We start from the raw sequence: 23,864 nt of genomic DNA, 5'->3' as shown, positions 1-23,864 counted from the left end.
TCCGGCGTCCTTCGCCTACAACGCAAGGGAATCGCACGGGGTTCCCGGATTGCGCAATCAGTAAAGTATGTCGACTCGGGGGCTCAGGCCCGTCGGCCCGCGTAGCGCGTCCTGACGGCAGCGAGCGCGGCGCCGTACAGGGTCAGGACCGCGGCGAGCAACGCGTAGTACAGGGGCGGCGGTGCCGACATGCCCAGTACCGGGCCCAGAGGGGACAGGGGCAGCAGTACGCCGATGACGGCCAGCGCGCCGACGGCGAGGTGGACGGGGCCCACGGCCCGGCCTTCGGCGGTGCGGCGGCCGGTGCGCAGCAGCAGCATCACCATCGCCTGGGTCAGGAGGTTCTCGGTGAACCATCCGGCGTGGAACGTCTCCGGGCCCCCGGTGGCCGCCGTGGTGTGCGCGGCGAGGGCGAGGACGCCGAAGGTGGCCAGGTCGGCGGCGGCGTTGAGCAGGCCGAAGACGCTGATGTAGCGGAGGAAGGCGCGCGTCCGCAGTATGGCGGGTTTGTTCGCGGGGGCGGTGTCGGTGGCGGCGGGGCTGTGCGCGGTGGCGGGGCTGGGCCGGCCGAAGGCGAAGGCGAGCTGGGCGGCGTCGAAGCAGAGGTTCTGGACCAGGACCTGGGCCGGGAGCATCGGCAGGAACGGCAGCAGCAGTCCGGCCGAGAGCATGGCGATGACGTTGCCGAGGTTGGAGGAGAGGGTGATGCGCAGGTAGGCGGCGATATTGCCGCTGCTGATGCGGCCGACGGTGAGGGCGCGGTCGATGGTGGTGAGGTCCTTCTCCGCGAGGACCACATCGGCGCCCTCGCGGGCGACGGTCACCGCATCGCGTGGGCAGATGCCGACATCGGCGGCGCGCAGGGCGGGCAGGTCGTTGACGCCGTCGCCGAGGAACCCGGTGGTGTGGCCGCTCTCGCGCAGGGCGGCGACGATCCGGGCCTTGTCCTGGGCCGTGCACCGTGCCACGACCGTGGCTCGCCCGACGGCCTCGGCCAGCAGCGGACCGTCGAGCTTCACCAGCTGGTCGGCGGTGAGGACCTCGCCGGGCTCCAGGCCGAGGTCGCGGCAGGCGCGGGCGGCGGTGCCGGGGTGGTCGCCGGTGAGGATCTTCACCGCGACGCCGCGCCGGGCGAGGTCGCCGAGCGCGTCGCCGGCGGAGGGGGCGAGCGCGTCGCGGAGTGCGACGAAGCCGAGGAAGGTCAGTCCACGGACGTCCTTGTCGCCGTACGCGCCGAGGCGGGCCGGGCGTTCGGCGCGTGCGACGGCCAGCAGCCGCAGGCCGCCGGCCGCTTCCTTGGCCGCGAGGCCGAGGAGACGCTCGCGCTCCTCGTCGTCGAGGTCGGCCTCCGTACCGTCGGCGGCCAGCCGTCCGCACCGGGCGAGGACGTCCTCGACGGCGCCCTTGACGACGAGGGTGTGCCGGCCGTGCCGCCCGGGACGCCGGACGACGGCCGTGGCGAGCCGGTGGACGGGGTCGAACGGCAGCGCCGCGATCCCGTCCTCGTAGGACGGGTCCGCCCCTGGGCACCAGGCGGCTTCCCGCTCCCCGACCGCCCCCAGAATCGCCTCATCGAGGGCATCCGGGGCGGGCAGTTCGGCGAGCTCCAGGGTCCAGAAACTGTTGACCGCCGCCCAGCGCAGCACCTCGGGGTCGTCGCCGCCCCGGGTGTCCATGGAACGTTCCACCACCGGCCGGTCCTGCGTCAGGGTGCCCGTCTTGTCCAGGCACAGGACGTCGATCGCCCCGAGATCGTGCAGCGCGGGAAGCCGTTTGACGATCACGCCGCTGGTGCGGGCCAGCGAGGAGGCGCCCCGGGCCAGCGTCGCGGTCACGATGACGGGCAGCATCTCCGGGGTGAGGCCGACGGCCACGGCGACCGCGAACGGCAGCGTCTCCAGCCCGCGCCCCCGCAGCGCCGCGTTCGCCATCAGCACCAGCGGCGGGGTCAGCAGCATGAAGCGGATCAGCGTCCAGGCGATGCCGTGGACCGAGCGGTCGAACGCGGTCTGTACCCGCCGCCGCGCCGGACTGCCGTACGCGGCGGCGAACCGGGTGTCCGCCCCGGTGGCCACGACCAGGGCGGTAGCGCTGCCGGAGGCGACGCTGCTGCCCTGAAAGCACAAATGCGGCGGCTCCGGCAGGTCCGCACCCCCGCCGGCGGGCGCGTCGAGAGCCTGCTTCGGCACGGGCAGCGACTCGCCGGTGAGTGCGGCCTGGTGCACGGTCAGCCCGCTCGCGCGCAGCAGACGCACATCGGCCGGCACCAGATCTCCCGGCCCCAGGCGGATCACATCCCCGACGACGAGCTGGTCGACCGGGATCTCACGGACACGGGGCGGGGCGCCGTCGCCCGCCCGACGTTGCACGGAAGCCGTGGCGGCGACCAGCTCGCGCAGCGCGGCCATCGACCGGCCGGCCTGGTGCTCGCCGCCCGAGCGCAGCACGCAACTCACCACGACCAGCACCATGATCACGCAGGCGGTGCCCCAGGAGGCGATGGCCGCCGACACCAGCCCCAGGCACAACAGCACGGCGGTGAACGGATCACGCAGACTGCCCAGAAAACGCCGCGCCCAGGACGGCGACCGCCACCCGGGGACGACGTTCTCCCCGTCCGCGACCAGGCGCTCCTCGGCCTGCTCGTCCGTCAGCCCGCGCGGCCCGCTGTCCAGCAGCCGCATCAGCTGGAGCGTGGTGAGCCCTACCGGCGTCCCGGCCCGGCCCCCGTCGTCGCAGCGCAGATCCCGGTTCGTCCGTACGCCCCTGGCCTCCAGGCGGGTACGGACCGTGCCGGGTGCCGAGATCCTCTCAGGCACCGAAGCGACGATGGTCTGCCGACGACGCGTGCCCGGAGCGGGCGGCCAGCTGGACGACCAGCAGCCGTACCACCGCCACCACATCGGGATCGTCGACGAGGTACACGACCCGGCGGCCCTCCCGGCGCGAGCGCACCAGCCCGGCGAGCTTCAGCTTCGACAGATGCTGACTCACCGCCGGCAGCGCACCGCCCACCCGCTCCGCGAGTCCGCTCACATCACTCTCACCCTGCGCCAGCGCCCAGACGATATGCAGCCGAGGCGGCGAAGCAAGCAACCCGAACATGGCAGCCGCCTCACCCAACACCTCCACGGACGGATCCACCATGCCGCCCGCACCTCCGCTGCCCATCACCACTACCCATCTCCGTCCCCCGCGGTACGCCGTCCCGGCCCCGAAGCGCCCAGTCTAGGCGCCGCGGGGCGCGGGCTCGGGGCGTATCGCGCCTTGTGGCTCCGGGGCGTAAGGGGATGGGGCGCCCACACAGGCGGCCGCACCGAAGACGCCGCCAAGTCGGGCCCATGCGACCGTCCTTCGCGGGCTCCGCCCCCCTGGGCGAGGCGTACGGGGACCCGTCCGCTCACGCAAACGGCCCCGGACAAAGGGTCCGAGGCCGAGTGGAACGCCTCTCCGGGAGAGAAACCCCAGGTAGGCGACTTAAGCGCAGGGTGCCCCCGGCAGGATTCGAACCTGCGACACCCGCTTTAGGAGAGCGGTGCTCTATCCCCTGAGCTACGGAGGCGGGGGGATCGGGAAGATCCGGCGACCAGCGTAGCGGATGACGGGTGGGGGGTGGGGCGGAGCGGCGTCAGCTGCCGATGTGCCAGCTGACCGTGCCGTCGTTGGTGGCCAGGGTGGCCAGCAGGATGAGGTCGGCGAAGCCGAGGGTGAGGCCGAGGAGGGCGCGGCCGCGGCGGGTGGTGCCGCGGGACAGGGCCAGGCCGGCGAGGACCAGGGCGCAGGGGCCGAGGACGAGGTTGAGGACCAGGGTGCCCAGCAGGCCGAGGACGAAGGAGGCCACGGCCATGTTGTCGGCGTGCCGGTGGGCCTTGGTGTCGCTGGCGGTCTGCGGGCCGGCTTCGGTGAGCGTGGTCATCGGGAGGTCCCCTGGTGGTGGCGGCGTTCGCGGAGTGTGAAGACGAGCAGCCAGCCGGCGATGACGGCGGCCGCTATGAGGGTGACGCTGAGGGGGAGGTGTGCCGCGGTGCCCAGCACGACCCCCAGGAGGAGGAGGGCTGCGACGAGGAAGAGCATGTCCTTGCTGCCTTTCCGGTGGACTGCCGGACGGTTTCCGGCAGATGAACTCAGAGGACAGTTGTTCACTGAGTTCCTTCAGCTTAGTGCTGCCCACGAGTGGAGGAGCTCGGAGAACGGTTGTTTACTGGATGACATGAGTCACATCGTGGGAGTCCGGCAGGTCCAGAAGCAGAAAACCCGCCAGGCGTTGCTCGACGCGGCGCTCGGGCTGCTGGCCGAGCAGAGCCTGAGCAGCCTGGGATTGCGGGAGGTCACGCGGGTGGTGGGGATCGCCCCGACCGCGTTCTACCGGCACTTCAAGGACCTGGGGGAGCTGGGCGTCGCCCTGGTGGAGGAGGCGCTGGGGAGTCTGCATGCGATGGTGCGCGCGATCCTCGCCGAGCAGGCCGGGGCGGAGGAGCGGATCGACCGCACGATCGAGGTCGTGGAGCGGCATGTGCGCGAACACCCCGCGCACGTACGGTTCGTGGCGCGCGAACGCCATGGCGGGGTACGCGCCGTACGGCAGGCCATCGCCGGCGAACTGGACCGCTTCGCCGAGGAGGTCGCCGCGGCGCTCAAGTCCCAGCCGGTGTCGGAGGGGTGGCGCGACGAGGACATACGGATGCTGGCGGAGCTGTATGTGGACCGGCTGGTCACGACGGCTGCGGAGTTGGTCGATGCCGGGGATGGCGCGGGGGAGGCCGAGGGTGCTGCCGGGGGTGGTGAGGGTGAAGGGGAGGCCGCGCGGGTGGTGCGGACTGCGCGGCGGCAGCTGCGGCTGATCGCTGTCGCGCGGCGTCACTGGGTGGCGGAGGGCGGAGTGGAGTGAGGGGGCAGGGGGAGTTGGTGTGGCGCGGGTCACCACGCGGGCGGGAAATATCCGGGGAGGGGGTCCCCGTTTAACGAGGCGTACGCAGGAAGCGGGGAGGCGTTCCCCGCTTCCCGCACGGTCGATGCCCCGTCGCGCGAGGAGAGGAGTGTGCCGCTGTGACCGCTACGCGCCTGCGGGCCGATGCACTGCGCAATCGGGAACGGATCATCGCGGCCGCTCGGGAAACCATGGTCGAGTTCGGGGACGAGGTCCCGCTCGATGAAATCGCTCGACGCGCGGGAGTCGGCAATGCGACGCTTTATCGTCACTTTGCGGATCGACGGGAGTTGATCCACCACGTCACGCTCTCCGTCATGGCCCGTACCGCGGACCGCGCCGAGAGCGCTCTTGCCGAGGAGTCCGATGCTTTCCAGGCGCTGCGGCGCTTTGTCCACGATGCGGTGGAGGAGCGGGTCGGGGCGCTGTGCCCGCTGCTCTCGGACAGCATCGATCTGAGTCACCCCGATCTGCTCGCCGCGCGGGCCCGTCTGGAGGCGGCCATCGAGGCCGTCATGCGGGCCGCACGCGACAGCGGCCGGCTGCGCACCGACATCGCCGTCGGTGACCTGATGGTCGCGCTCACCCAGCTCGCCCGCCCGCTGCCCGGGTGGGGGCACCGGTCGACGTCCGGGGGCGGGTGCAGCGGCTTCGACCGGTTCGTGCACCGGCATCTGCAGCTGTTCCTCGACGGCCTGCTGGCGCCCGCCCGCTCCGAACTGCCCGGCACCGCCGCCACGTTGGAAGATCTGAAGCGGTGTCAGGTGTAGGCGTGGAGGTGGGTGCTGGGGTGGTGTGGCGTTGGCGTGCAGCCCGGCCTGTAGCGGCCCGGCCCGTAGTCGCACCGCCCGCCCCGTGCCCGGTTTCGCCCGCCCCGTAGTCGTTCCGCCCGTCCCGTAGTCCCCAAGTCGTCCCGTAGCCGTGGGGCCGTATCGCTCGTCGTGCGGCTCGTCCGTACGGCCCCGTGCCCCGCGCTCGTCCCTTACGTCCCGTTATTCGCTCGCTCGCTCACCGCACCGCTAGGTGGATCCCTCCATGTCTGAAACCGTCCCGCACGTCGATCCCCGGCGCTGGAAAGCGCTGATATTCATCGCTCTCGCCCAGCTGATGGTCGTCCTCGACGCGACCATCGTGAACATCGCGTTGCCCTCCGCCCAGAAGGCCCTCGGCATCACCGACGCCAACCGGCAGTGGGTGATCACCGCCTACGCCCTGGCCTTCGGCGGGCTGCTGCTCTTCGGTGGGCGGGTCGCCGACCTGTGGGGACGGAAGCGGACCTTCATCATCGGACTCATCGGCTTCGCGGCCGCCTCCGCGCTGGGCGGGGCCGCGGTCAACCAGGGAATGCTGCTGGGCGCGCGGGCGCTCCAGGGGGTCTTCGGTGCGCTGCTGGCGCCGGCCGCGCTGTCGCTGCTGGCGGTGACGTTCACCGAGGCCAGGGAGCGGGCCAAGGCGTTCGGCATCTTCGGTGCCATCGCCGGTGGCGGCGGCGCCGTGGGGCTGATCCTCGGCGGTCTGCTGACCGAGTACATGAACTGGCGCTGGACCTTCTTCGTCAACATCCCCTTCGCCGTGGTCGCCGCGACCGGCGCCGTCCTGGTCATCCGTGAGCCCGCGGAGGGCCGTAACTCCTCCCGGCTGGACGTCCCCGGCGTCATCCTGGCCACGCTCGGCCTGGTCTCGCTGGTCTACGGCTTCACCCGCGCCGAGTCGGACGGCTGGCTGGCCGGCCCGACCCTGGGGCTGTTCGCCGCGGCCGCCGCGCTGCTGCTGGCGTTCGTGCTGGTCGAGTCGAAGGTGAAGGCCCCGCTGCTGCCGCTGCGGGTGGTCGCCGAGCGCAACCGCGGCGGTGTCTACGCCTCCCTGGGGCTGGCGATCATCGGCATGTTCGGTCTCTTCCTCTTCCTGACCTACTACCTTCAGATCGTGAAGGGCTACAGCCCGGTGACGACCGGTCTGGCCTTCTTGCCGATGATCGCCGGCATGATCACCGGCTCGACGCAGATCGGTGCCCGGCTGATGACCCGCGTCCGGCCGCGGCTGCTGATGGCGCCCGGCTTCGTGGTCGCCGCCACCGGGATGCTGGTGCTGACCCGGATCGATCTGGACACGTCCTACCCGGCGCTGATCCTTCCCGCGTTCCTGCTGCTGGGCCTCGGTATGGGTACGGCGTTCATGCCGGCCATGTCGCTGGCCACGCACGGCGTGCAGCCGCGCGATGCCGGTGTCGCCTCGGCCATGGTCAACACCTCGCAGCAGGTGGGCGGCGCCATCGGCACGGCCCTGCTGAACACCATCGCGGCGAGCGCCACCACCGCGTACGCCACCGCGCATGCGGCCGGCGCGCCCTCGCGGCAGCTGCTCAAGCTCCAGTCGATGGTGCACGGCTACACCGCCGCCATCTGGTGGGCGGTCGGCATCCTGGTGCTGGCGGCGGCCATCGCGTTCGTCTTCATCAACACCGGGCATCAGGGGGGCGGTTCCCCGGCGGCCTCGTCCGGTGACGGTGCGGGGGCGGATGCGGGTGCGGACGCGGATGCGGCGACCGGTGGGGACTCGGAGGTTCAGGTTCCGGTCATGGTCCACTGAGGACGGGCGGCGCGTCCGGAGCGCTGCGTACGTGAGAGGGGAGGGGCGGCCTTGGGGCCGCCCCTTTTCCGTTGTGCGTACGGCCAGGTCGTGGCCTTTCCCGGCGTCGAGCCCGGTCCGTCGGCGATCGGTCTGCGATCTCTCAACGGAGCCAGGGGAGATCGGCGCCTTTTGGCTGAAGTCCATCGGCCATGGCCCGGCAGATCTCGGCCAGGTGGCCGATCTGCTCGGGGCTGAGCCGGTCGAAGATCGCGGCGCGTACGGCGGCGACATGGCCGGGGGCGGCCTTCTCCAGGACCCGCATGCCCTCATCCGTGAGGTGGGCATTCTGGCCCCGTTTGTCGGACGGGCAGTCCTCGCGGACCACCCAGCCGTTCTTCTCCATACGGGCGATGGCGTGCGAGAGGCGGGAACGGGTGATCTTGGCGCTCTGAGCCAGCTCGGTCATCCGCTTCCGGCGTCGCGGCGCGAGGGAGAGCTGGACGAGCAGGCCGTAATAGACGTGCGGCATCCCGGCGTCACGCTGAAGCTGGCGGTCCAGGTGATCCTCCAGAAGCATGGAGGCATGGAGGTAGCACTGCCAGGCGTATTGCTCCTCGTCGCTGAGCCAGCGCGGCTCGGCTGCGGATTCGTTGCTCATGCCATCCACTCTCTCACCGACAGGTAAGTTCTTGAAGGTTTAACAATGGCTGGATGTGAGTGGTGTCGGACGGCGCGATCAAGGAGGGACGAGGGGGCGAGGGGCCGCGCATACGGGTGCGCGGCCGTGGCATCCCCGGCGCCCGCCCTTCAGGCGGGTGACGCGATCAGTTCCAGCGCACGGAGGCCGGCGGTCAGCGCACGGTCGTCGCCGGCGGGGGCCCAGGAGGCCACGTCCAGGGCCGTGTCGGTCAGCTTGATGACGTGCTCGTCCCCGTGGGCGGCGGCGCGCTCGAAGACTTCCTCCGGGGTGAGCGTGCCGGCCCGAAGCGGCGGCAGCGGTTCCGCGGCGGAGTAGACGGAGGTCAGGGCGGCGGTGGCGGCCCAGGCGGCGCCGAGGGACGGTGCCCACAGGGCGCGGGGGAGGGCCGGGAGGGTGCGCAGGACGGCGTTCGGGGCGGTGGCCGCGTGGACGAGCAGGACCGGGCTGCCGTGGCCGTATGCGGCATAGCGGTGGGTGGCGGCCCGTACGACGGCGGCCAGTTGATCGCGGGCGGCGTCCGGGTCCTGCGGGGCGTCCAGAGCCTCGGCGGCCGTCAGCCATCCGTCCGTCTCGGGCAGCTGGGCCAGCCCGTCGAGGGGGCGGACGAACGGTTCGGCGACGCGCGGCAGGGCGGCCAGGGTGTCGGCGGGGGAGGCGGTGCCGGTGGGGCGCACGGTCACCGGGAGGGTGGTGTGCCGGGCCGCCCAGTAGCCGATCGCATGCGCCAACTCGGCGATGCGCGGCGCCTCTTCGCCCTCCTCCAGGAGCACGCGTACGGCATGGCCGACGCGGATCACGGGGTGCGTGGCGGCGCCGGCAATACCGGGCAGCAGCCGCGGCCACCACTCGGCCAGCACCTCGCGCCAGGGGCGTTCGGCGACCTGCCGCGTCAGATAGGTGGTCCAGTCGGTGACCCGGCGCCTGTCGCCCAGCGCTTCCTGCCAGTTGGCGTCGTCCACGGGGGACTGCGGGCCGGGTACGTCCTCCAGCTTGGCCGCGTACGCATCGAGCCAGCGGTGAACGGTTTCGGCCTGCCCGTGCCGGACCAGGGCCTCCACGGCCATCGGCCCGTGATTGCTCAAGAAGCCGTGGAACTCGGGGCCGGTGGTGTGCAGGCGCTCCAGGGCTTCGTCGAGGGTGCCGCTCGTCGTATCCATGGCCCGAGGCTAGGTCGGCACCGGGGCGCCGCGTAACGGGCTGCGGCCCTACGCCGGTGGTCGTAAGGCCGCAGGTGAGAGCGCGGGCAGCGCGTGGTGGAGCGCGCGGCGGAGGCGATTGTCAGTGGGCGGTGGCACTCTGAAGTCGTGGGTGTGGACGGGGTGGTGGGGAGCCGGGAGCGGAGTGGGGGAGGGGCGAGGGTGGCAGGCCGAGTGGCGGTATGGCGGGGGTGTGTGAGCTTGGAGGGGAGGGGGCCGTGAGGTCCGGAGTGTGTGCGCCGAGGGTCTGCGATGTCGGGAGGCTGGGATGGCGCTGTCCGTGGAAGAGCGAGAGCACTTTCTCGCCGAGCCGTTGGTGGCGGTCTTGTCCGTCTCGGTGGGGAGCGCGCGCGGGCCGGTGACGGCGCCGGTCTGGTACGCCTACCGCCCCGGTGGTGACGTCGTGCTCTTCACGGGCCGTACGTCGCGCAAGGCCCGGCTGATACAGGAGGCCGGCCGCTTCACGCTGACTGTGCAGACCACCTCGCCGACCTATCGCTATACGGCCGTCGAGGGGCGTGCCGCCTTCGTCGAGGTGACGCCGGAGCTGGTCAACGAGGTGGCGGGCCGCTACCTGTCGGCCGAGAAGGTGGCGGAGTACGCGGCGGGGGTGCTGGCGCACGGCGAGGAGCTGATCGGCATACGACTGCGCCCGGAGCGGTGGAACGCGGCGGATCTGGGCCCTTCGGAGTGAGGGCGCGTCGCCGTGCACCGTGCCGCGACGCACCCGTGTGAACCCGTCGCAGCGAGGACGAACAGTCGCGGCGAAGACGAAGAGGGGACAGACGAAGAGGGGACAGGAGACGAATAGAGGACAGGAGGTGTCAGGTATTGCGGCGAAGGTGGTCGCATGACCAATGAGGGCATGGGTACGGGCGCGGCCTGGGCGGTGGTCGAGGCGGCGGAGCCGGAGTTCGCCGGGCGGGTGCGGGAGCGGTTCGGGGCCTTCCGGCATCACGTCCTGGCGACGCTGCGCAAGGACGGGGCGCCGCGGCTGACCGGTCTGGAGGCGGACTTCCGCGACGGGGAGCTGTGGCTGGGCATGATGGTCGGCTCGCGCAAGGCCCTCGACCTGCGGCGTGACCCCCGGTTCTCGCTGCACGCCAACCCCGGCCCGGGGACCGACCTGACCGGCGGCGATGTACGGGTGTCCGGGCGGGCGGTCGAGGTCACCGACGCCGGGACGGTCGCACGCTATGCGGCCGAGGCGAAGCCGCCGGAGCCGTTCCACCTGTTCCGGGCGGAGCTGACGGGGGTGGTCCGGACGTCCACCGAGGCGCCCTGGATGGTGCTGGAGATCTGGCAGCCGGACCGGCCGCTGCGCAGGGTCCGGCGGACGTCCGGCGACCCGCGGCTCTACGGGGAATGAGCGGGTGGCGAAGGCGCAGGGGTTACCGGCCCCGAGGGCAAGGGGGCCGGTGAGACCGATGGCGCCGGTGGTGTCAGTGTGCCGCGTGGAGGCGCTGGGGGAGACGGGTGTGGTGGGCCGGGTGGGGTCGGTGCAGGCCGTGCGGCTCGCGGATGCGGTGCGTGCGGAAGACATAGAGCGAGACGACGAACATCACGGCGCCCATGCCGAGGCCGAAGCCGGCCGACTTGAGGACCGCTTCGCCGCCGAGGCTGTAGACCCAGCCTATCGAGGCCCCGAAGAGGGCGCCGTACGCCGCCGCACGGGTCTCGGTGATCATGGTCCGCTGGAAGTGCACCAGATAGAGCCCCAGCGCTCCCGAGACCACGGCCGTGCCCACTCCGTAGAGGAGGGCCGGGCCGCCCTTGATACCGGCGGTGTGCGTCCGGAAGATCGTGAAGCAGCCGAAGGCGAGCGCCGCGAGAATCGGCACGGTGACGGTCGCCGGGACCCGGCGCGTGGTGCCCGGGATCCGGAGGCCGGTGTCCGGGGTGACGGCGCTGGCGCCGTGCTCCGGCTCGACGGTGCCGTGTGAGCGGGCCGCCCGCGCCTCGGGGGTCCGCGGGGTCTCGCGCCGCTCGGGGTGCGTTTCCATGCCGGGCTCCTCTCGCTCGCCCTGAGGTACGGGAGGGCCGACACCGGCTCCCGCAAGGGCTCTCCGTCCAGGCGACACCCGCGTGCGGCGGGCGTCAACCGGAGCGGCCGGGGCGGGGCCGGGCTCAGCCGGCCGGGGCGTCAACCGGAGGCGGCGGCGTCCAGGTCCTTCTGGTACCAGGCGACGTCCCAGTAGCGGCCGAACTTCCGGCCCACCTCCGTGTAGGTCCCGACGTGACGGAAGCTGAAGCGGGTGTGCAGGCGGTGCGAGGCCGCGTTCGGCTGGGCGACGCCGGCGAAGGCGCGGTGCACGTCCTCGGTGGCCAGCGCCTCGAAGAGGGCCCCGTAGAGCAGGCTGCCGATGCCGCGGCCGGTGGCGTGCGGCGCGCAGTAGACCGTGACCTCGACGGACGGGGCGTAGGCGGCCTTCGGGCGGAAGGGGCTGCTGGTCGCGTAACCGAGCAGTGCCCCGGCGGCGGGCGCCCCGGCAGGCTCCCCGGTGGCGCGCGCCGCCCCCGGTGACCCCACCGCCCCCGTCTCCTGCGCAACCAGAAGCCGGTGGGGGCCGTCTTTGGGGTGGGAGAGCAGCCACGGGCGACGCTGATCGGGAGTGAACGGCTCGGTGTCAAACGTGATGGACGTCTCGCGAATGTAGTGGTTGTAGAGCTCCGTCAGGGCCGTGAGATCGGCCTCGACCCCCGCTCTGACCTGCACGTCTCCGCTCCCGGACAGCATCTCGCCTCCTTTGCGAGGAGGCAGGGTACTGCATGATCAGAAAAATAGGGTCGCGGCATGGGAATTCTGTCCGGATTCCAGCCGTTGTTTCCTTCGGACGGGTCGCTCGGTCGATGATCGAGTCTCCCGCTCCACTGTCCCGCGACCTTCCCCAAGCTCTCGGCTTCGCTCGAGCAGGGGAGACCCCAACATCGCAAAGGGAGCACACGCATGGCAACCCGTGCCGTCGCCCGCCGCCAGGAAAGCAGCCGCGATTCTGACGGGGCCAACAGTGTTCGCGCCGTAGGCGGGGAGATCGCCGACCGCGACCTGGTCGGCATGTATCTCGACGAGATCGCGCGCACACCCCTGCTCGACGCCGCCAAGGAGGTCGAGCTGTCCCAGACCATCGAGGCGGGTGTCTACGCCCGGCAGATCCTGGACGGCGAGGTCACCGACGGCAATGCCGCGGGTGCCACCTGCGAGGAGCTGGAGGCCCTGGCCGAGGAGGCCGCCAAGGCCAAGGACATCTTCATCCGCTCCAACCTGCGGCTGGTCGTCGCCGTGGCCCGCCGCTACCCGCGCGCCGGTCTTCCGCTGCTCGACCTGATCCAGGAGGGCAACGCCGGACTGGTACGGGCCGTGGAGAAGTTCGACTACGCCAAGGGCTTCAAGTTCTCGACGTATGCCACCTGGTGGATCCGGCAGGCCATCACCCGCTCCATCGCCGACCAGTCGCGCACCATCCGCCTGCCCGTGCACCTCGTCGAGGAGCTGGGCCGGATCCGCCGCGTGCAGCGCGAGTTCAACCGCGAGAACGGCCGCGACCCGGAGCCCGAGGAGGTCGCCGGCGAGCTGGGCTCCACGCCCGCCCGCGTCACCGACGTCCTGGACTGGGCGCGCGACCCGGTCAGCCTGAACATGTCGGTGGACGACGACGGCGAGACCCAGTTCGGCGATCTGCTGGAGGACACCTCCGCCGCCTCCCCCGAGCAGTCGGTGCTCACGCTGCTGCGTAGCGAGGAGCTGGAGGACCTGATCGACCGTCTCGACCAGCGCACCGCCTCGATCATCAAGGCGCGCTACGGCATCGAGGACGGCCGCGAGCGCACCCTGACCGAGGTCGGCAAGCAGCACGGCCTGACCCGCGAGCGGATCCGCCAGATCGAGAAGCATGCGCTGCTGGAGCTGAAGCGGATGGCGCGGGACACGGGGTTCGACGCGGCGGCGTAACCGGCCTCCGCCCCGGAGCCGAAGCCGGGACCATAACGGCCGCCGCCGGGGAACGGCGGGCGGCGGCCGCCGCCTGACGCGTGGTCAGCCGCGGGCGCGATGGCGCGGCGGGGTCGTGCCCGTGTGACCCGCCGCCTCGCGCTCCGCCCTGATTTCCCGGTGCTGTTCCGCCAGATACGCGGTGCTCTCCCGTTCCGCGGCGAGCCGGTCGCTCTCCGACATGGCGTCCCAGCGCTGCTGGAAGGCGTCGAACCGCGTGTCGAGGGATTCGTCCCGGGGCATGGTGTCCAGGGCTTCCCGGATTCCCCTGCGGCCCGACATCACGTCCCTGGCCAGCTCCGTCAGCGGGTCGTCGGCGTCGCCCTTCGACAGGTTCTGCATGATTTTCCGGAGCATCCGGGCCTTTGCCTCGTCCCTGGCCAGACCCATGAATTCCACATCGCCGACCTCGCGTGGTTCACTGCCGTTCTGCATGGTGTGGCGCTCTCTTTCCTTCGGTGCGGTCAGGCCACCGGGCTGTCATAGGCCCTGCCGGGCAACGGGAATTTCACGGCTTTGGCCTCGATCGACGAGCTGATGCCGGTGACGAGTCCGATGGACCCGTTGAGCATGGTCTGGAGTTCACTGATGGCCGTCGTCAGCTTCGACCACATATTGATCATGGCGATGATCTCGCCGGCGACGGCGCCGACCGCGATGACCGGACCGAACAGCGTGAAACTCGTAGAGGCGCCGGCGAGTGCGGTCAGCCCCACGATCGCCGCGGTGTCGAGGATTCCCTGGAGCAGATCTCCGCAGGCCTCCGCGGTGTTCCAGACCGCTTCGGTGGTTTTTTCGTAGCTCTCCTTCAGCTCGTTGAAGGAGTGCTTCATGTCCGCGATGTCCTTGGCCAGCGTATCGAAGTAGATATACGCGGCGTCCGCGGCGTTTCCGTTCCAGGACTTGTCGAGGGCCCGGTTACCGGCCCTGATGTTCTCCGCGAGGTCCTCGCAGAAGTCGCCCATGGCCTTCCACGCCTTGGCGCACTCCGCGTACTCCTCCCAGTCGCCGGCGATCAGCTTCTTCGCCTCGTCGACCGGATTGAAGTCGAAGGCGAGTTCCAGCCCCTTGCTGATCACCCAGGACGGGCTCAGGACATCGCCGAAGGAGAGCAGGTCCTTGACGATTCCCCCCTCCGGTTCTTCCTTGTCCCCGTCGACTTTCGGCGCCACCAGGCGACCGGTCGGGTCTGCTACATCCGCGAATCCCATATTCCTTCTCCCCGCGTCGTCCGTATGCCCGGATTCAAGAGATTCCGCGCGCCTTTCCGGTCAACGTTTCCGTCGATGTTTCCGTCAACGTTCCCATCGAGCTTTCCGTCGACTTTCCGGTCAGCGCTTGGAAGCCGGATAGGTGGCATCCATCTTCCGGGACTCGTCGTGATCGGTTGCGTCGTAATGCCTCGCCGAACTCAACAATTCCGCGGACGACGACGCGAGAATCCTGTGCAGCGCTTTGAGGGTGTTCTGCACGCGGTCCACCACATCCGTATGCCCGCCGTCCCACAGCTGTGCCACCGTCGATATGGGGCCGACATCCATGGCGAACATCTCGCAGGACTTCTTCACGTAGTCGCGCGATTCCTCGACATGGTCGGAGGCCCGCTTCACCTGCTTGCCGAAACCGGTCAAATCGTCTGGATCAACCGAAAAGCCCAATGGGAGCTCCTTTAGGAGTCATTGACTCGCCCTTTACGCTTCGGTACCTTACAGCCGTGGTGAGGACCTTCGGCGGCAACGGCAATGGCAAGGGCGGCGGCAACGAACTGCCGCCGCTCGAACTCGGCGGTGGCGGTGAGACGCGCAGCCCGGCCGATGCATATGCGCAGCGTCAGGCGGACGCCTGGCGGCGGATCCCCCTCGGCCTCGTCGTCCTCGTTCCCTGGGTGTGGACGTATCTCGCCTTCGCGGAAAGCCGGCGCAAGGACCTTCCGCTCCTTGCCGTGTTCGTGACGCACGCCGGGCTGGCGCTCTTCTTCTTCCTGCGGCACCGTGCGCGCCGGAAGAAGGGCTGAGCGGCCACCCCCGTAACCCCCGCCTCGCAAAAGCCGAAGGGCCGGCCCCCGTAAGGGACCGGCCCACTGTCAGGCGTATCGGGTCGGATCAGACCGCGCTGCCCGCCTTCCACTGCGACCAGGAAAGGTTCCAGCCGTTGAGGCCGTTGTCCGGCTGGACGGTCTGGTCGTGGGAGTTCTTCACGACGACCACATCGCCGACGAGCGACTGGCTGTAGAACCACTTGGCGGGGGTGTCACCGCCGCCGCCCTTGTTGTCCTGGAGGCCGACGCAGCCGTGGCTGGTGCCGGACTTGCCGAAGACGGAGGACGCGCCCCAGTAGTTGCCGTGGATGAAGGTGCCGGAGGACGACAGCCGCATGGCGTGCGGGACGTCCTTGATGTCGTACTCGCCGCCGAAGCCGACCGTCGAGCCGTCCATACGGGTCTGCTCGAACTTCTCCGAGATCACCATCTGGCCGTTGTAGGTCGGGTGCTCGGGGCTGCCGCCGGAGATCGGGATGGACTTGATGGTCTGGCCGTCCCGCTTGACCGTCATGGTCTGGGTGTCCATGTCGACGGTGGAGACCTGGGAGCGGCCGATGGTGAAGGTGACCGTCTTGGACTGGACGCCGGTGATGCCGTTGCCGCCCTTCACCCCGTCCAGGTCGATCTTCATGGTGACCTTGGAGCCGGCCTTCCAGTAGTCCTGCGGCCGGAAGTCCAGGCGCTGGGCGCCGAACCAGTGGCCGACGACCTGCTGGCCGCTGCTGGAGGTGACCTTGATGTGGGACTGGACGTCCTTCTTGTTGGTGATCACCTTGTCGAAGTTGAAGGACACCGGCATGCCGACGCCGACGGTCTTGCCGTTGTCGGGGGTGAAGGAGCCGATGAAGCTGTTGGCCGACGAGACGGTGGAGAAGGTCGCGTTCTCGGTGGCCGGACGGCCCTTGGCGTCCTTGGCGTTGGCCACGATCTTGTACTTGGTGCCCCGCTCCAGCTGCACGCCGGGCTTCCAGGACGACTTGTCGTCAGATATGGCACCGGCCACCGGGGCGCCGGTGTCGGCCACGGTGAGCTTCACATCGGTCAACTTGCCGCCGGTGACCTTCACCCCGATGTCGTTGATGCTGGCGTCGGTGGCGCCGTCCTTCGCCGACACCGTGATCTTGGCGTCCGACGAGTCCTTCTTGGCCGCGGCGTCCGCACCGGCCTGGCCGTTCTTCGCGTCATGGCCGCCCGCCTCCGCGTCGCCGCCGCAGGCCGACAGGGCCAGCGCGCCCGCCGCGATCAGCGCGGTCACGGCCAGCGTACGGCGGGTCCGGCGCGCGCGGCGCGGAGCGTCCGAAGTGAGCTGCCCGGGTGACTGGAGCGACTGGTGCGAGGTGCGGAACCAGGCGGGTGCGGGGTTGTCCGGCGATGTCACGAGCTGCTCCATACAGGGGTGTTGTGTATTTCCGTGCTGGTAAACAGCACCTGTGGGCGGGTTTGGTTGCGGACTTGGCCGTCATGTGACGAAGGTCACATCCGCGGGGGGAGGGGCTGGTCGACGGGCCCCGACAACCAGGTTCGCAGCGCCGTGCCGTGTTCGTCCAGACGGGGTGGCGCGAAGGGGGTGGCGACCGGGGTGCCCGACAGCCGCAGGGGGCTGGCGATTTGGGCGATGCGCCCCTCCCCGACCGGGACCACCGGGTCCAGCCCCAGCCGCCGCGCCAGCTCCAGCGCCTGGGAGAGCGAATTGACCGGCCCGCACGGCACCGAGGCGGCACCCAGCCGCTCCGTCCAGCCCTGCGGGGTGTCCGCGGCCAGTTGCTCCTCCAGCGCCGCGACGAGATCGCCGCGGTGGCGCACCCGGTCCTGGTTGCGGGCGAAGCGGGCGTCGTCCGCCAGCTCCGGCACCCCCAGCTCCGTCGCCAGCGCCCGGAACTGGCGGTCGTTGCCCACCGCCACGGCCAGCAGGCCGTCCCGGCAGGCCAGCGTTTCGTACGGCGCGATGCTGGGGTGACGGTTGCCCATCGGGCCCGGGTCGCGGCCGGTGGCCAGGTGTCCGGACGCCTGGTTGACCAGCGAGCCGAGCAGCGAGGACAGCAGATTGACCTCCACCAGCTGGCCCTCGCCGGTGCGGTCGCGGTGCCGCAGCGCGGCCAGGATGCCGACCGTGGCGTCCTTGGCGGTCAGCACGTCCACCAGCGCCACACCCGCCTTCAGCGGCGGACCGCCGGCCTCCCCGGTGATGCTCATCAGCCCCCCGACGGCCTGCACCACGAAGTCGTAACCGGGAAGGGAGGCGCCCGCGCCGGAACCGAAGCCGGTGAGGGTGCAGTGGACGAGACCGGGGTTGGCGGCGCGGGTGGCGGCGGCGTCGAGGCCGTACTTGGCGAGCGAGCCGGGGCGGAAGTTCTCGATCAGCACATCGGCCCGGCGGGCCAGTTCGCGGGCCGCGGCGGCGTCGTCCGGGTCGCCGAGGTCCAGGGCCAGGCCGCGCTTGGAGCGGTTGGCGGCGTCGAAGTAGGCGGCGGTGGTGCCCTGCTGGGCTCCGCCGTCGCCCGCGGGTGCGGCGTCGGGGACGAACGGCGGGCCCCAGCTGCGGGTGTCGTCGCCGGTGCCCGGCCGCTCCACCTTGATCACCTCGGCCCCCAGGTCGGCGAGGGTGGCGGCGGCCAGCGGCCCGGCCAGCACCCGGCTGAAGTCGGCCACGAGGATGCCGTCGAGGGCGGCGGGGGAGGGGCGCTGGGGCGGCTGGGGCTGCTGCGGCACGTGCGTACTCCTCGCGTCGGGGACGGGCGCCGCCATCGTCACCGGCGATCTTCGCCGAGGGGAAGGCTCCGGGCTGTCCAAGGCGCCGGGGCGGATCTGGCCGCGCCGGAAGGGGCGGGGGCGCGCCACGGGTCAGTCGAGCGGAATGCGCCGAAATGTCATAGGAGATACGTCACTTAGCGAATTACGGGCTAGATCCCCTGTTGGAAGCCGTGGCCCGTGGTGTCCAATGGAACCGGCGGAAGAGACCGGTCCATTGCCCGGGAACGGCCCGATCCGCCCGGCAGACCTCAGCCCCGCGCCCGACTGGAGGACCGGATGATCCCCTCCGTTTCGATTCTGCAGCAGGTCATGCTCGCCGTACTGCTCGCGGCGACCGTCGCCTGGGCCCTCGCTCTGGTCAGACTCGTGCGGCGGGCCCGCCATCTGGCCTCGGCCGGGCGCGGACGGCGGCGGCTGCTCGGCTCGGTGCCGCGGCAGACGGGGCCCGGCGGCCCGCCCTCGGAGTGCGTGGAGCTCAGCGCCGCGGAGCGGGAGGCGTTCGCCGGACTCGTACGGCAGCTGACGGGCCGCGGTTAGCGCCCGCCGAGCCCGCGGCCTCCGTCAGCGGACCGGGCCCAGCCGCAGCAGCGCGAGCGCGGCCAGCATCTGTACGGACACCGCGGCCGCCGACTTCAGCGTCGTCAGATGATGCTGACCGCGGATCAGCAGCACCGCGAGGGCGAAGCCGAACCCCCAGGTCGCATAGGTGGCGGCCTGGACGAAGGTGGCATCGGTCGGCAGCCAGGCCACGATCGCCAGCCGCGGCAGATCCGTCACCCAGAACACCACGATGAACAGGCTTGCGGTCGGCGAGAAGCGGCCGCTGCCGCCGAGCGTGCGCGCTATGCCGTGGGTGACCGCCCCCAGGGCGAGGCTGGCCAGCAGGATGCCCGCCTCGGCCAGCCCGGCCACTTGCAGCGCCGCGGCGCGGTCGGCCGTCCACTGCTGCCGGAACGGCGTCACCGACACCACTCCGATCAGCCCGCTGACCAGCGACAGCATCACCGCCGCACCCCATGTCCCCCGGTCCCGTGCCTCGTCCAGGGTCTCCACCGGCCGGTACCACAGCCCCAGGATCAGCCGGTGCCACCACATCCGGCGGCGCGGCGCGGGCGGACGGGACGGCGGCTGGACGAGCGTGGGCGGCGGGGAGGGGGGAGGTGGTGCGGACATACGGCCGTTTTTACCACCGCCCCTTTCGCGACGGAGAGGGGGCGTCGAGCGGCGCCACCACCGCCGTGAATGAGACGCTCGGCCGGTGAGTCTTCCACGACCGGACCATGACGAGGCGCACGGCGGCACGCTCGGCAGCCGCCTCAACTGGCTGCGGGCCGCGGTCCTCGGCGCCAACGACGGCATCGTCTCCACCGCCGGACTCGTCGTCGGCGTCGCCGGCGCCACCGGTGACCGCACCACCCTGCTGACGGCGGGACTGGCCGGACTGCTGGCCGGATCCATGTCGATGGCCGCGGGCGAATACGTCTCCGTCTCCACCCAGCGCGACTCCGAAAAGGCCGCCCTGGCCCTGGAGAAGCGCGAACTGGCCACCGCACCGCAGGCCGAACTCGTCGAGCTGACCGAGCTCCTGGAGGGCAAGGGCATCAGCCGCGAACTGGCCCGGGAGGTCGCCGAGCAGCTCACCGAGCACGATGCGCTGCGCGCCCACGCCGAGGTCGAGCTGGGCATCGACCCCGACGAGCTGACCAACCCCTGGCATGCGGCCGGCGCCAGTTTCCTCGCCTTCACCGCGGGCGCCCTGCTGCCACTGCTGGCGATCGTGCTGCCGCCCGCCGCGGTGCGCCTGCCGGTCACCGTCGGCGCGGTGCTCGCCGCGCTCGCCGTGTGCGGCTGGAGCAGCGCCCGGATGGGCGCCGCCCCGCCCCGCCCCGCGGTGCTGCGCAACACCGCGGGCGGCGCGCTGGCGATGGCGGTGACCTATGTGGCGGGTGTGCTGCTGGGGGCCACGGGGGCGTGACGCCGGGGCATGCCACCGGGCGGGCCGACGCTCGCTGAGGGCGCGTCGGCCCCGTGAACCGGCCCCGGTAGGGCGCCTCAGCCCCCGTACAGATCCCGGTACGAGGGAAAGCACCCGCCCGGCCCGTCCACCGTCTCCGCCGCCAGCGCCGCCTTGACCACGGCCCGCATCAGCACATCGGCCCCGGCGGCGAGGATCTCGTTGAGCGCACCGGCCTCGGCATGCACCCCGAACACGGGGTCGGCCAGGGAGTCTTCGGGGGCCAACGGGCGGGTGCCGGTGGACAGCGCGAAGACCGTGTCGCCGTCGGACAGGAGATGGACCGGGCGGACGGCGCGGGCCAGACCGTCGTGGGCGACACCGGCCAGCTTGTGGGTGCGGGCGCGGCCGAGGACGGCGTCGGTGGCGACCACCGCGAGGGTGGTGTTCAGCGGCGGGCGGAGCGAGGCGGCGGCACGGGCCCGGGAGAGGTCCCGGGCCTCGGCGAGGCGGCGCTGGGCGGCGGCATGCACCTCGGGGGAGGGGAAGGCGGCCGGGCCGCCCGCGAGCCGCCCGTACAGCGCGCCAGTGTCCGGGTCGGCGAAGGCCCCGGCCGAGTTGACGGCGGCCAGCGCGGCGACCGTGACGCCCGAGTCGAGGACGGCGCTCGCGGTCCCGATGCCGCCCTTGAGGCCCCCGGCCACCGCGCCCGTACCGGCGCCGGTGTTGCCCTGTGCCACCGGCGAGCGCGGGTCGGTGTGCGCCGCCGCCTCGACGGCCGCCCGGCCCAGCGCGGCATCGGGCCGGGCCCGCCAGTCGCCGCCGCGCCCCAGGTCGAACAGGGCGGCCGCGGGCACGACGGGGACGACCTGGTCGGGATCGGCGCCGACCCGGAAGCCGCGGCGGTGTTCCTCCAGCCAGGCCATGACACCGGAGGCGGCATCCAGCCCGAAAGCGCTGCCGCCGGTCAGCACGACCGCCTCCACCCGCTGGACGAGATTGCGCGGGTCCAGCGCGTCGGTCTCCCGGGTGCCGGGCCCGCCGCCCCGTACGTCGACGGCCGCGACCGCGCCGCCCTCGGGGGCCAGCACCACGGTGGTGCCGGTCAGATAGCCGCCGGAGGTCCGCTCGGCATGGCCCACCCGCAGGCCGACGACGTCGGTCAGCGCGTCGTGCGGCCCCGGCAGATGCGGCCCGTGTGGCCCGTGCGGTTGCTGCGGTGCGTCAGCCATGGCTCATGGGTACCACGGCGCGCGGTGGCGCATGCCGGGGCTCAGCGGCCCGACGGGCCCATCACGATGACGGGGTGCAGCGCCGGGTCCAGGGTGCGCAGCAGATCGCGCATCGCGTCCGGTTTGAGGCTCACACACCCCTGGGTGGGGCCGCCGTGGTCGACGTGCAGCCAGACGCCGCCGCCCTTGAACGCGCCGTTCGGCCGCTGCTGGTCGAGCGGCGAGGTGCCCGGCACCCGGTTGTAGTTGATGGCGATGACGTAGTCGAAGGCGCCGGCCAGCGGCTCGCCCTCGACACCGGTGCCATGGGCGACGAAGTCGCGGTTGTGGTCGTAGGGGAGCTTGGTGCCGTCCGGGGCGGGCAGCCGGCCGCCGGCGTCGGTGAGGGTGTAGACGCCCTCCGGGGAGCGCAGATCGCCGTAGTGGTGGTCGTCGGTCCAGCCGTGCGCGGCGTTGTGCGCGTCCCAGGCGCGGCCGGGCCGCCACTCGTCCGCGGCCGTGGCGCGGGTGTAGAGGATGACCCGGGACTCGAACGAGTTGCCGTCGCGGCCGCTGACGACGAGGACCTGGCGGGCGTTCTCCGGTATCTGCTTGCGGACGGTGTCGCTCAGACCGGGGATGGCGCGGAGCAGGCCGGACGCGGGGTCCGGCGCGGCCTTCGGGGCGGGGGCCTTGGGGGCGGCGTCCGGGCTGCTGGCCGCCTTGGGCGCGGGCTGCTTGCCGTCGGCCAGACCGTTGTGGTCGTCCCCCGAGGCCGGCCAGGCCCACAGTGCGGTGCCCACCAGCGTGGTCAGGGCCAGGCCGCCGACGGCCTTGCTGCGCCGGGACAGGCTCTTGGGCGCGCTGGGCTGTGCGTGGCGGGCCATGGCGGGTGTCTCCTCGGATACGGGCGGACCGTGACGGGCCGATCCTGCACCCACGGCAAGACCGGCGCCCTTCTCGTGCCGCGCGCAATTCCCGTACCGGACCGCCGCCGACGGGCCGCCGGGACGAAAACCCGCAGGCATAAAAAGGGCAATCTGCACCCTAGCGCGTTCGTGTCGGCGGTCGACCCTCGACCCCAGTGAGGGGTGAGGGACAAGAGGGTGAAGTAACCGGAAGTGGTCGCCGTTCGCGGGGAATTGGCGGGGATTGCGGGGGTGGTGAGCGCGACGGGACAGCCGGTCCCGGACGGCCCAAGATGGCCGAATCCCTCGCCAAGTAGGCGCGGACTCGGGGCAGTTGGCTGACTCGCCCTTGCCCTCGGAATATTCGCCCGGTCCGGTGGCCGCGTACGGCCGTTCGGCACGCTTACGGGCGAAGCCGTGGCGCAACCCGTAACGCACCGCATCCGCTACCCCTCCAGCGCCGTCCCCTGCCGCGCCGTCAGGGTGGCCCCCATCGCGACCGTGGCCGCCGCCACCAGCCCGGCCGCCAGCACCGCGAGCTGACCCGCGAACGTGCAGGCCAGCACCGCCACCGACGACACCGGAAGCACCAGCTGCTGCGCCGGGCCGCGCTTCTGGTGGCGCGAGTGGATCAGCCACACCGTGAACATGAACAGCGCGGCCGGCACCGTGACACACGCCGACGCCGCGCGCAGCGACAGATGCGCCGAGCCCACCGACTCCTCCACCGCGATCTCGATACCCGCGCCGATCGCCGCCGCCGACACGTAGACCAGATAGTGGCCGTAGCCCCACAGGAACGCCTGGCGGTTGGAGCGCAGATGCAGATGGATGGGGACCGCGAAATAGATCCAGTACGCGGCGAACACCAGCAGCAGCCCGCCGCCCGCGAGCGGCAGCAGGACGCCCAGCTCGTCGTTCTCGTCCAGCGCGGACTGCACGGCGACGGTGGCCGCGGAGATGGTCTCGCCGAGCACGATGATCAGGAAGAGCCCGTAGCGCTCGGCGATGTGATGCGGATGCCAGGCCGTCTGCCAGGTACGCTCCGCCACCGCCGGCACGGCCAGCTCCAGCGCGCCCACGACGGCGAACACCCACGGCACGTCCCCCGCGGGCACGATCAGCAGGCCCAGCCAGCCGACCTGGCAGACCGTCACCCCCACCGCGTACGTCAGCGCGGTCCGCCGCTCGGCGCCCGTGCAGCCGTACGCGGCCCGCAGCCACTGCGAGACCATCGCCAGCCGCATCACCAGAAAGCCGAACCACACCACCCCGAAATCGCCGGCGGCGAAGGCCCTGGGCACACCCGCGGCCAGGATCAGCACCCCCGCGATCTGGATCAGGGTCACCACCCGGTAGAGCGCATCATCGGTGTCGTACGCCGACGAGAACCAGCTGAAGTTCATCCACGCCCACCACACCGCGAAGAACAGCATCAGATAGCCCCCGATGCCGTGCCCCCAGTGCCCCTCGGCCAGGGCGTGCACCAGCTGACGACCGGCCTGCGCGATGGCCACGACGAAGCACAGGTCGAAGAAGAGCTCCAGCGGCGTGGCGGCGCGATGCGCCTCCCGGCGGCTGCGCGCCCGCATGGGGACCGTCACGGCAGCTCCTCGC

The 23,864-nt window shown here is 71.6% G+C and carries 26 protein-coding genes and 1 tRNA gene; 9 read left to right on the top strand and 18 right to left on the bottom strand.

What is annotated here, in order from left to right; genetic code table 11:
• Window positions 1-83: 83 nt before the first annotated feature.
• The 5 genes from mgtA to B1H19_RS39285 form a co-directional block, all read right to left on the bottom strand.
• Entirely contained in the window at window positions 84-2,819 is a 2,736-nt protein-coding gene (gene mgtA / locus B1H19_RS17835) for a magnesium-translocating P-type ATPase (protein WP_418361452.1), read from the bottom strand.
• On the bottom strand, window positions 2,812-3,171 hold the full coding sequence (locus B1H19_RS17830; RefSeq protein ID WP_083109718.1) for an ArsR/SmtB family transcription factor: 360 nt from the start codon (window positions 3,169-3,171) through the stop codon (window positions 2,812-2,814). Before B1H19_RS17830 ends, mgtA begins: the two co-directional genes overlap by 8 nt.
• 318 nt (window positions 3,172-3,489) lie before the next feature.
• A tRNA-Arg gene (locus B1H19_RS17825) sits at window positions 3,490-3,562 on the bottom strand.
• A 66-nt stretch (window positions 3,563-3,628) separates the two neighbouring features.
• Window positions 3,629-3,916 (bottom strand): hypothetical protein, encoded by a 288-nt coding sequence (locus B1H19_RS17820; protein WP_083105676.1) that lies wholly within the window; start codon window positions 3,914-3,916, stop codon window positions 3,629-3,631.
• Entirely contained in the window at window positions 3,913-4,074 is a 162-nt protein-coding gene (locus B1H19_RS39285) for a hypothetical protein (RefSeq protein ID WP_203237176.1), read from the bottom strand. Before B1H19_RS39285 ends, B1H19_RS17820 begins: the two co-directional genes overlap by 4 nt.
• A gap of 136 nt (window positions 4,075-4,210) precedes the next feature.
• On the opposite strand from B1H19_RS39285, the gene B1H19_RS17815 reads away from it, so the two are divergent.
• The 3 genes from B1H19_RS17815 (at window position 4,211) to B1H19_RS17805 (ending at window position 7,516) form a co-directional block, all read left to right on the top strand.
• Window positions 4,211-4,888 (top strand): TetR family transcriptional regulator, encoded by a 678-nt coding sequence (locus B1H19_RS17815; protein ID WP_083109717.1) that lies wholly within the window; start codon window positions 4,211-4,213, stop codon window positions 4,886-4,888.
• A 158-nt stretch (window positions 4,889-5,046) separates the two neighbouring features.
• Window positions 5,047-5,697 (top strand): TetR/AcrR family transcriptional regulator, encoded by a 651-nt coding sequence (locus B1H19_RS17810; protein WP_083105675.1) that lies wholly within the window; start codon window positions 5,047-5,049, stop codon window positions 5,695-5,697.
• A 265-nt stretch (window positions 5,698-5,962) separates the two neighbouring features.
• A complete protein-coding gene (locus tag B1H19_RS17805; RefSeq protein ID WP_083105674.1) occupies window positions 5,963-7,516 on the top strand; it encodes an MFS transporter in 1,554 nt (517 codons plus the stop codon).
• A 142-nt stretch (window positions 7,517-7,658) separates the two neighbouring features.
• Here the strand turns inward: B1H19_RS17805 and B1H19_RS17800 are convergent, their stop codons facing one another.
• Together B1H19_RS17800 and B1H19_RS17795 are read right to left on the bottom strand one after the other, a co-directional pair.
• Complete coding sequence (locus B1H19_RS17800) at window positions 7,659-8,156, bottom strand: MarR family winged helix-turn-helix transcriptional regulator (RefSeq protein ID WP_083105673.1); 498 nt, start codon at window positions 8,154-8,156, stop codon at window positions 7,659-7,661.
• Between the two features lie 149 nt (window positions 8,157-8,305).
• Complete coding sequence (locus tag B1H19_RS17795) at window positions 8,306-9,355, bottom strand: questin oxidase family protein (protein ID WP_083105672.1); 1,050 nt, start codon at window positions 9,353-9,355, stop codon at window positions 8,306-8,308.
• 307 nt (window positions 9,356-9,662) lie between these two features.
• On the opposite strand from B1H19_RS17795, the gene B1H19_RS17790 reads away from it, so the two are divergent.
• Window positions 9,663-10,088 (top strand): pyridoxamine 5'-phosphate oxidase family protein, encoded by a 426-nt coding sequence (locus B1H19_RS17790; RefSeq protein WP_083105671.1) that lies wholly within the window; start codon window positions 9,663-9,665, stop codon window positions 10,086-10,088.
• A 156-nt stretch (window positions 10,089-10,244) separates the two neighbouring features.
• Window positions 10,245-10,763 (top strand): pyridoxamine 5'-phosphate oxidase family protein, encoded by a 519-nt coding sequence (locus tag B1H19_RS17785; RefSeq protein ID WP_083105670.1) that lies wholly within the window; start codon window positions 10,245-10,247, stop codon window positions 10,761-10,763.
• Window positions 10,764-10,836: 73 nt separating this feature from the next.
• Here the strand turns inward: B1H19_RS17785 and B1H19_RS17780 are convergent, their stop codons facing one another.
• On the bottom strand, window positions 10,837-11,397 hold the full coding sequence (locus B1H19_RS17780; RefSeq protein ID WP_083105669.1) for a hypothetical protein: 561 nt from the start codon (window positions 11,395-11,397) through the stop codon (window positions 10,837-10,839).
• Window positions 11,398-11,537: 140 nt separating this feature from the next.
• Window positions 11,538-12,131 (bottom strand): GNAT family N-acetyltransferase, encoded by a 594-nt coding sequence (locus tag B1H19_RS17775; RefSeq protein ID WP_083105668.1) that lies wholly within the window; start codon window positions 12,129-12,131, stop codon window positions 11,538-11,540.
• Window positions 12,132-12,341: 210 nt separating this feature from the next.
• On the opposite strand from B1H19_RS17775, the gene B1H19_RS17770 reads away from it, so the two are divergent.
• Window positions 12,342-13,343, top strand: coding sequence for a sigma-70 family RNA polymerase sigma factor (locus B1H19_RS17770; protein ID WP_083105667.1), 1,002 nt, complete (start codon window positions 12,342-12,344; stop codon window positions 13,341-13,343).
• 84 nt (window positions 13,344-13,427) lie between these two features.
• Here B1H19_RS17770 and B1H19_RS17765 read toward each other — a convergent pair whose 3' ends face one another.
• The 3 genes from B1H19_RS17765 to B1H19_RS17755 all read right to left on the bottom strand — a co-directional run bounded on the left by B1H19_RS17765 (window position 13,428) and on the right by B1H19_RS17755 (window position 15,040).
• Window positions 13,428-13,817 carry a hypothetical protein gene (locus B1H19_RS17765; protein WP_083105666.1) on the bottom strand — a complete coding sequence of 130 codons (390 nt, stop codon included), beginning with the start codon at window positions 13,815-13,817 and terminating at the stop codon, window positions 13,428-13,430.
• A 29-nt stretch (window positions 13,818-13,846) separates the two neighbouring features.
• Window positions 13,847-14,593: a hypothetical protein gene (locus B1H19_RS17760; protein WP_083105665.1), complete on the bottom strand. Its 747-nt coding sequence runs from the start codon at window positions 14,591-14,593 to the stop codon at window positions 13,847-13,849.
• A 120-nt stretch (window positions 14,594-14,713) separates the two neighbouring features.
• Window positions 14,714-15,040 carry a hypothetical protein gene (locus B1H19_RS17755; RefSeq protein ID WP_107426036.1) on the bottom strand — a complete coding sequence of 109 codons (327 nt, stop codon included), beginning with the start codon at window positions 15,038-15,040 and terminating at the stop codon, window positions 14,714-14,716.
• Between the two features lie 56 nt (window positions 15,041-15,096).
• Between B1H19_RS17755 and B1H19_RS17750 the strand changes: the two genes are divergently transcribed.
• Window positions 15,097-15,396, top strand: a complete 300-nt coding sequence (locus B1H19_RS17750) for a hypothetical protein (RefSeq protein ID WP_083105663.1) — start codon at window positions 15,097-15,099, stop codon at window positions 15,394-15,396.
• 88 nt (window positions 15,397-15,484) lie between these two features.
• On the opposite strand, the gene B1H19_RS17745 is transcribed toward B1H19_RS17750, so the two are convergent.
• Both B1H19_RS17745 and B1H19_RS17740 read right to left on the bottom strand, forming a co-directional pair.
• Entirely contained in the window at window positions 15,485-16,813 is a 1,329-nt protein-coding gene (locus B1H19_RS17745) for a L,D-transpeptidase (protein ID WP_083105662.1), read from the bottom strand.
• Between the two features lie 83 nt (window positions 16,814-16,896).
• Window positions 16,897-18,132 carry a CaiB/BaiF CoA transferase family protein gene (locus B1H19_RS17740; RefSeq protein WP_237289371.1) on the bottom strand — a complete coding sequence of 412 codons (1,236 nt, stop codon included), beginning with the start codon at window positions 18,130-18,132 and terminating at the stop codon, window positions 16,897-16,899.
• Window positions 18,133-18,450: 318 nt separating this feature from the next.
• On the opposite strand from B1H19_RS17740, the gene B1H19_RS17735 reads away from it, so the two are divergent.
• On the top strand, window positions 18,451-18,711 hold the full coding sequence (locus B1H19_RS17735) for a hypothetical protein (RefSeq protein WP_083105661.1): 261 nt from the start codon (window positions 18,451-18,453) through the stop codon (window positions 18,709-18,711).
• Between the two features lie 24 nt (window positions 18,712-18,735).
• Here B1H19_RS17735 and B1H19_RS17730 read toward each other — a convergent pair whose 3' ends face one another.
• Window positions 18,736-19,347, bottom strand: a complete 612-nt coding sequence (locus B1H19_RS17730; RefSeq protein WP_237289370.1) for a YIP1 family protein — start codon at window positions 19,345-19,347, stop codon at window positions 18,736-18,738.
• An 85-nt stretch (window positions 19,348-19,432) separates the two neighbouring features.
• On the opposite strand from B1H19_RS17730, the gene B1H19_RS17725 reads away from it, so the two are divergent.
• Window positions 19,433-20,149 (top strand): VIT1/CCC1 transporter family protein, encoded by a 717-nt coding sequence (locus tag B1H19_RS17725; protein ID WP_083105659.1) that lies wholly within the window; start codon window positions 19,433-19,435, stop codon window positions 20,147-20,149.
• 77 nt (window positions 20,150-20,226) lie between these two features.
• Here B1H19_RS17725 and B1H19_RS17720 read toward each other — a convergent pair whose 3' ends face one another.
• The 3 genes from B1H19_RS17720 to B1H19_RS17710 form a co-directional block, all read right to left on the bottom strand.
• Complete coding sequence (locus tag B1H19_RS17720; protein ID WP_083105658.1) at window positions 20,227-21,360, bottom strand: P1 family peptidase; 1,134 nt, start codon at window positions 21,358-21,360, stop codon at window positions 20,227-20,229.
• Window positions 21,361-21,401: 41 nt separating this feature from the next.
• The gene (locus B1H19_RS17715) at window positions 21,402-22,226 is read right to left on the bottom strand and encodes a L,D-transpeptidase family protein (RefSeq protein ID WP_083105657.1); all 825 of its coding nucleotides are present in this window, start codon (window positions 22,224-22,226) and stop codon (window positions 21,402-21,404) included.
• Window positions 22,227-22,693: 467 nt separating this feature from the next.
• Window positions 22,694-23,851 carry a low temperature requirement protein A gene (locus B1H19_RS17710; protein ID WP_083105656.1) on the bottom strand — a complete coding sequence of 386 codons (1,158 nt, stop codon included), beginning with the start codon at window positions 23,849-23,851 and terminating at the stop codon, window positions 22,694-22,696.
• Between the last annotated feature and the right edge of the window lie 13 nt (window positions 23,852-23,864).

It is taken from the genome of Streptomyces gilvosporeus (assembly GCF_002082195.1).
Taxonomy (GTDB): domain Bacteria; phylum Actinomycetota; class Actinomycetes; order Streptomycetales; family Streptomycetaceae; genus Streptomyces; species Streptomyces gilvosporeus.
Note: the sequence above shows the minus strand (reverse complement) of the source record. Positions and strands in the feature narration are given on the sequence as shown.

Bases quoted from the DNA above. Each gene is read 5' to 3' on its own strand.
- B1H19_RS17815 (WP_083109717.1), top strand. From the start codon at position 4,211: ATGAGTCACATCGTGGGAGTCCGGCAGGTCCAGAAGCAGAAAACCCGC.
- B1H19_RS17805 (WP_083105674.1), top strand. From the start codon at position 5,963: ATGTCTGAAACCGTCCCGCACGTCGATCCCCGGCGCTGGAAAGCGCTG.
- B1H19_RS17735 (WP_083105661.1), top strand. From the start codon at position 18,451: ATGATCCCCTCCGTTTCGATTCTGCAGCAGGTCATGCTCGCCGTACTG.
- B1H19_RS17745 (WP_083105662.1), bottom strand. From the start codon at position 16,813: ATGGAGCAGCTCGTGACATCGCCGGACAACCCCGCACCCGCCTGGTTC.
- B1H19_RS17730 (WP_237289370.1), bottom strand. From the start codon at position 19,347: ATGTCCGCACCACCTCCCCCCTCCCCGCCGCCCACGCTCGTCCAGCCG.
- B1H19_RS39285 (WP_203237176.1), bottom strand. From the start codon at position 4,074: ATGCTCTTCCTCGTCGCAGCCCTCCTCCTCCTGGGGGTCGTGCTGGGC.
- B1H19_RS17800 (WP_083105673.1), bottom strand. From the start codon at position 8,156: ATGAGCAACGAATCCGCAGCCGAGCCGCGCTGGCTCAGCGACGAGGAG.
- B1H19_RS17780 (WP_083105669.1), bottom strand. From the start codon at position 11,397: ATGGAAACGCACCCCGAGCGGCGCGAGACCCCGCGGACCCCCGAGGCG.
- B1H19_RS17770 (WP_083105667.1), top strand. From the start codon at position 12,342: ATGGCAACCCGTGCCGTCGCCCGCCGCCAGGAAAGCAGCCGCGATTCT.
- B1H19_RS17715 (WP_083105657.1), bottom strand. From the start codon at position 22,226: ATGGCCCGCCACGCACAGCCCAGCGCGCCCAAGAGCCTGTCCCGGCGC.
- B1H19_RS17760 (WP_083105665.1), bottom strand. From the start codon at position 14,593: ATGGGATTCGCGGATGTAGCAGACCCGACCGGTCGCCTGGTGGCGCCG.
- B1H19_RS17795 (WP_083105672.1), bottom strand. From the start codon at position 9,355: ATGGATACGACGAGCGGCACCCTCGACGAAGCCCTGGAGCGCCTGCAC.
- B1H19_RS17720 (WP_083105658.1), bottom strand. From the start codon at position 21,360: ATGGCTGACGCACCGCAGCAACCGCACGGGCCACACGGGCCGCATCTG.
- B1H19_RS17775 (WP_083105668.1), bottom strand. From the start codon at position 12,131: ATGCTGTCCGGGAGCGGAGACGTGCAGGTCAGAGCGGGGGTCGAGGCC.
- B1H19_RS17830 (WP_083109718.1), bottom strand. From the start codon at position 3,171: ATGGGCAGCGGAGGTGCGGGCGGCATGGTGGATCCGTCCGTGGAGGTG.
- B1H19_RS17765 (WP_083105666.1), bottom strand. From the start codon at position 13,817: ATGCAGAACGGCAGTGAACCACGCGAGGTCGGCGATGTGGAATTCATG.
- B1H19_RS17790 (WP_083105671.1), top strand. From the start codon at position 9,663: ATGGCGCTGTCCGTGGAAGAGCGAGAGCACTTTCTCGCCGAGCCGTTG.
- B1H19_RS17820 (WP_083105676.1), bottom strand. From the start codon at position 3,916: ATGACCACGCTCACCGAAGCCGGCCCGCAGACCGCCAGCGACACCAAG.
- B1H19_RS17785 (WP_083105670.1), top strand. From the start codon at position 10,245: ATGACCAATGAGGGCATGGGTACGGGCGCGGCCTGGGCGGTGGTCGAG.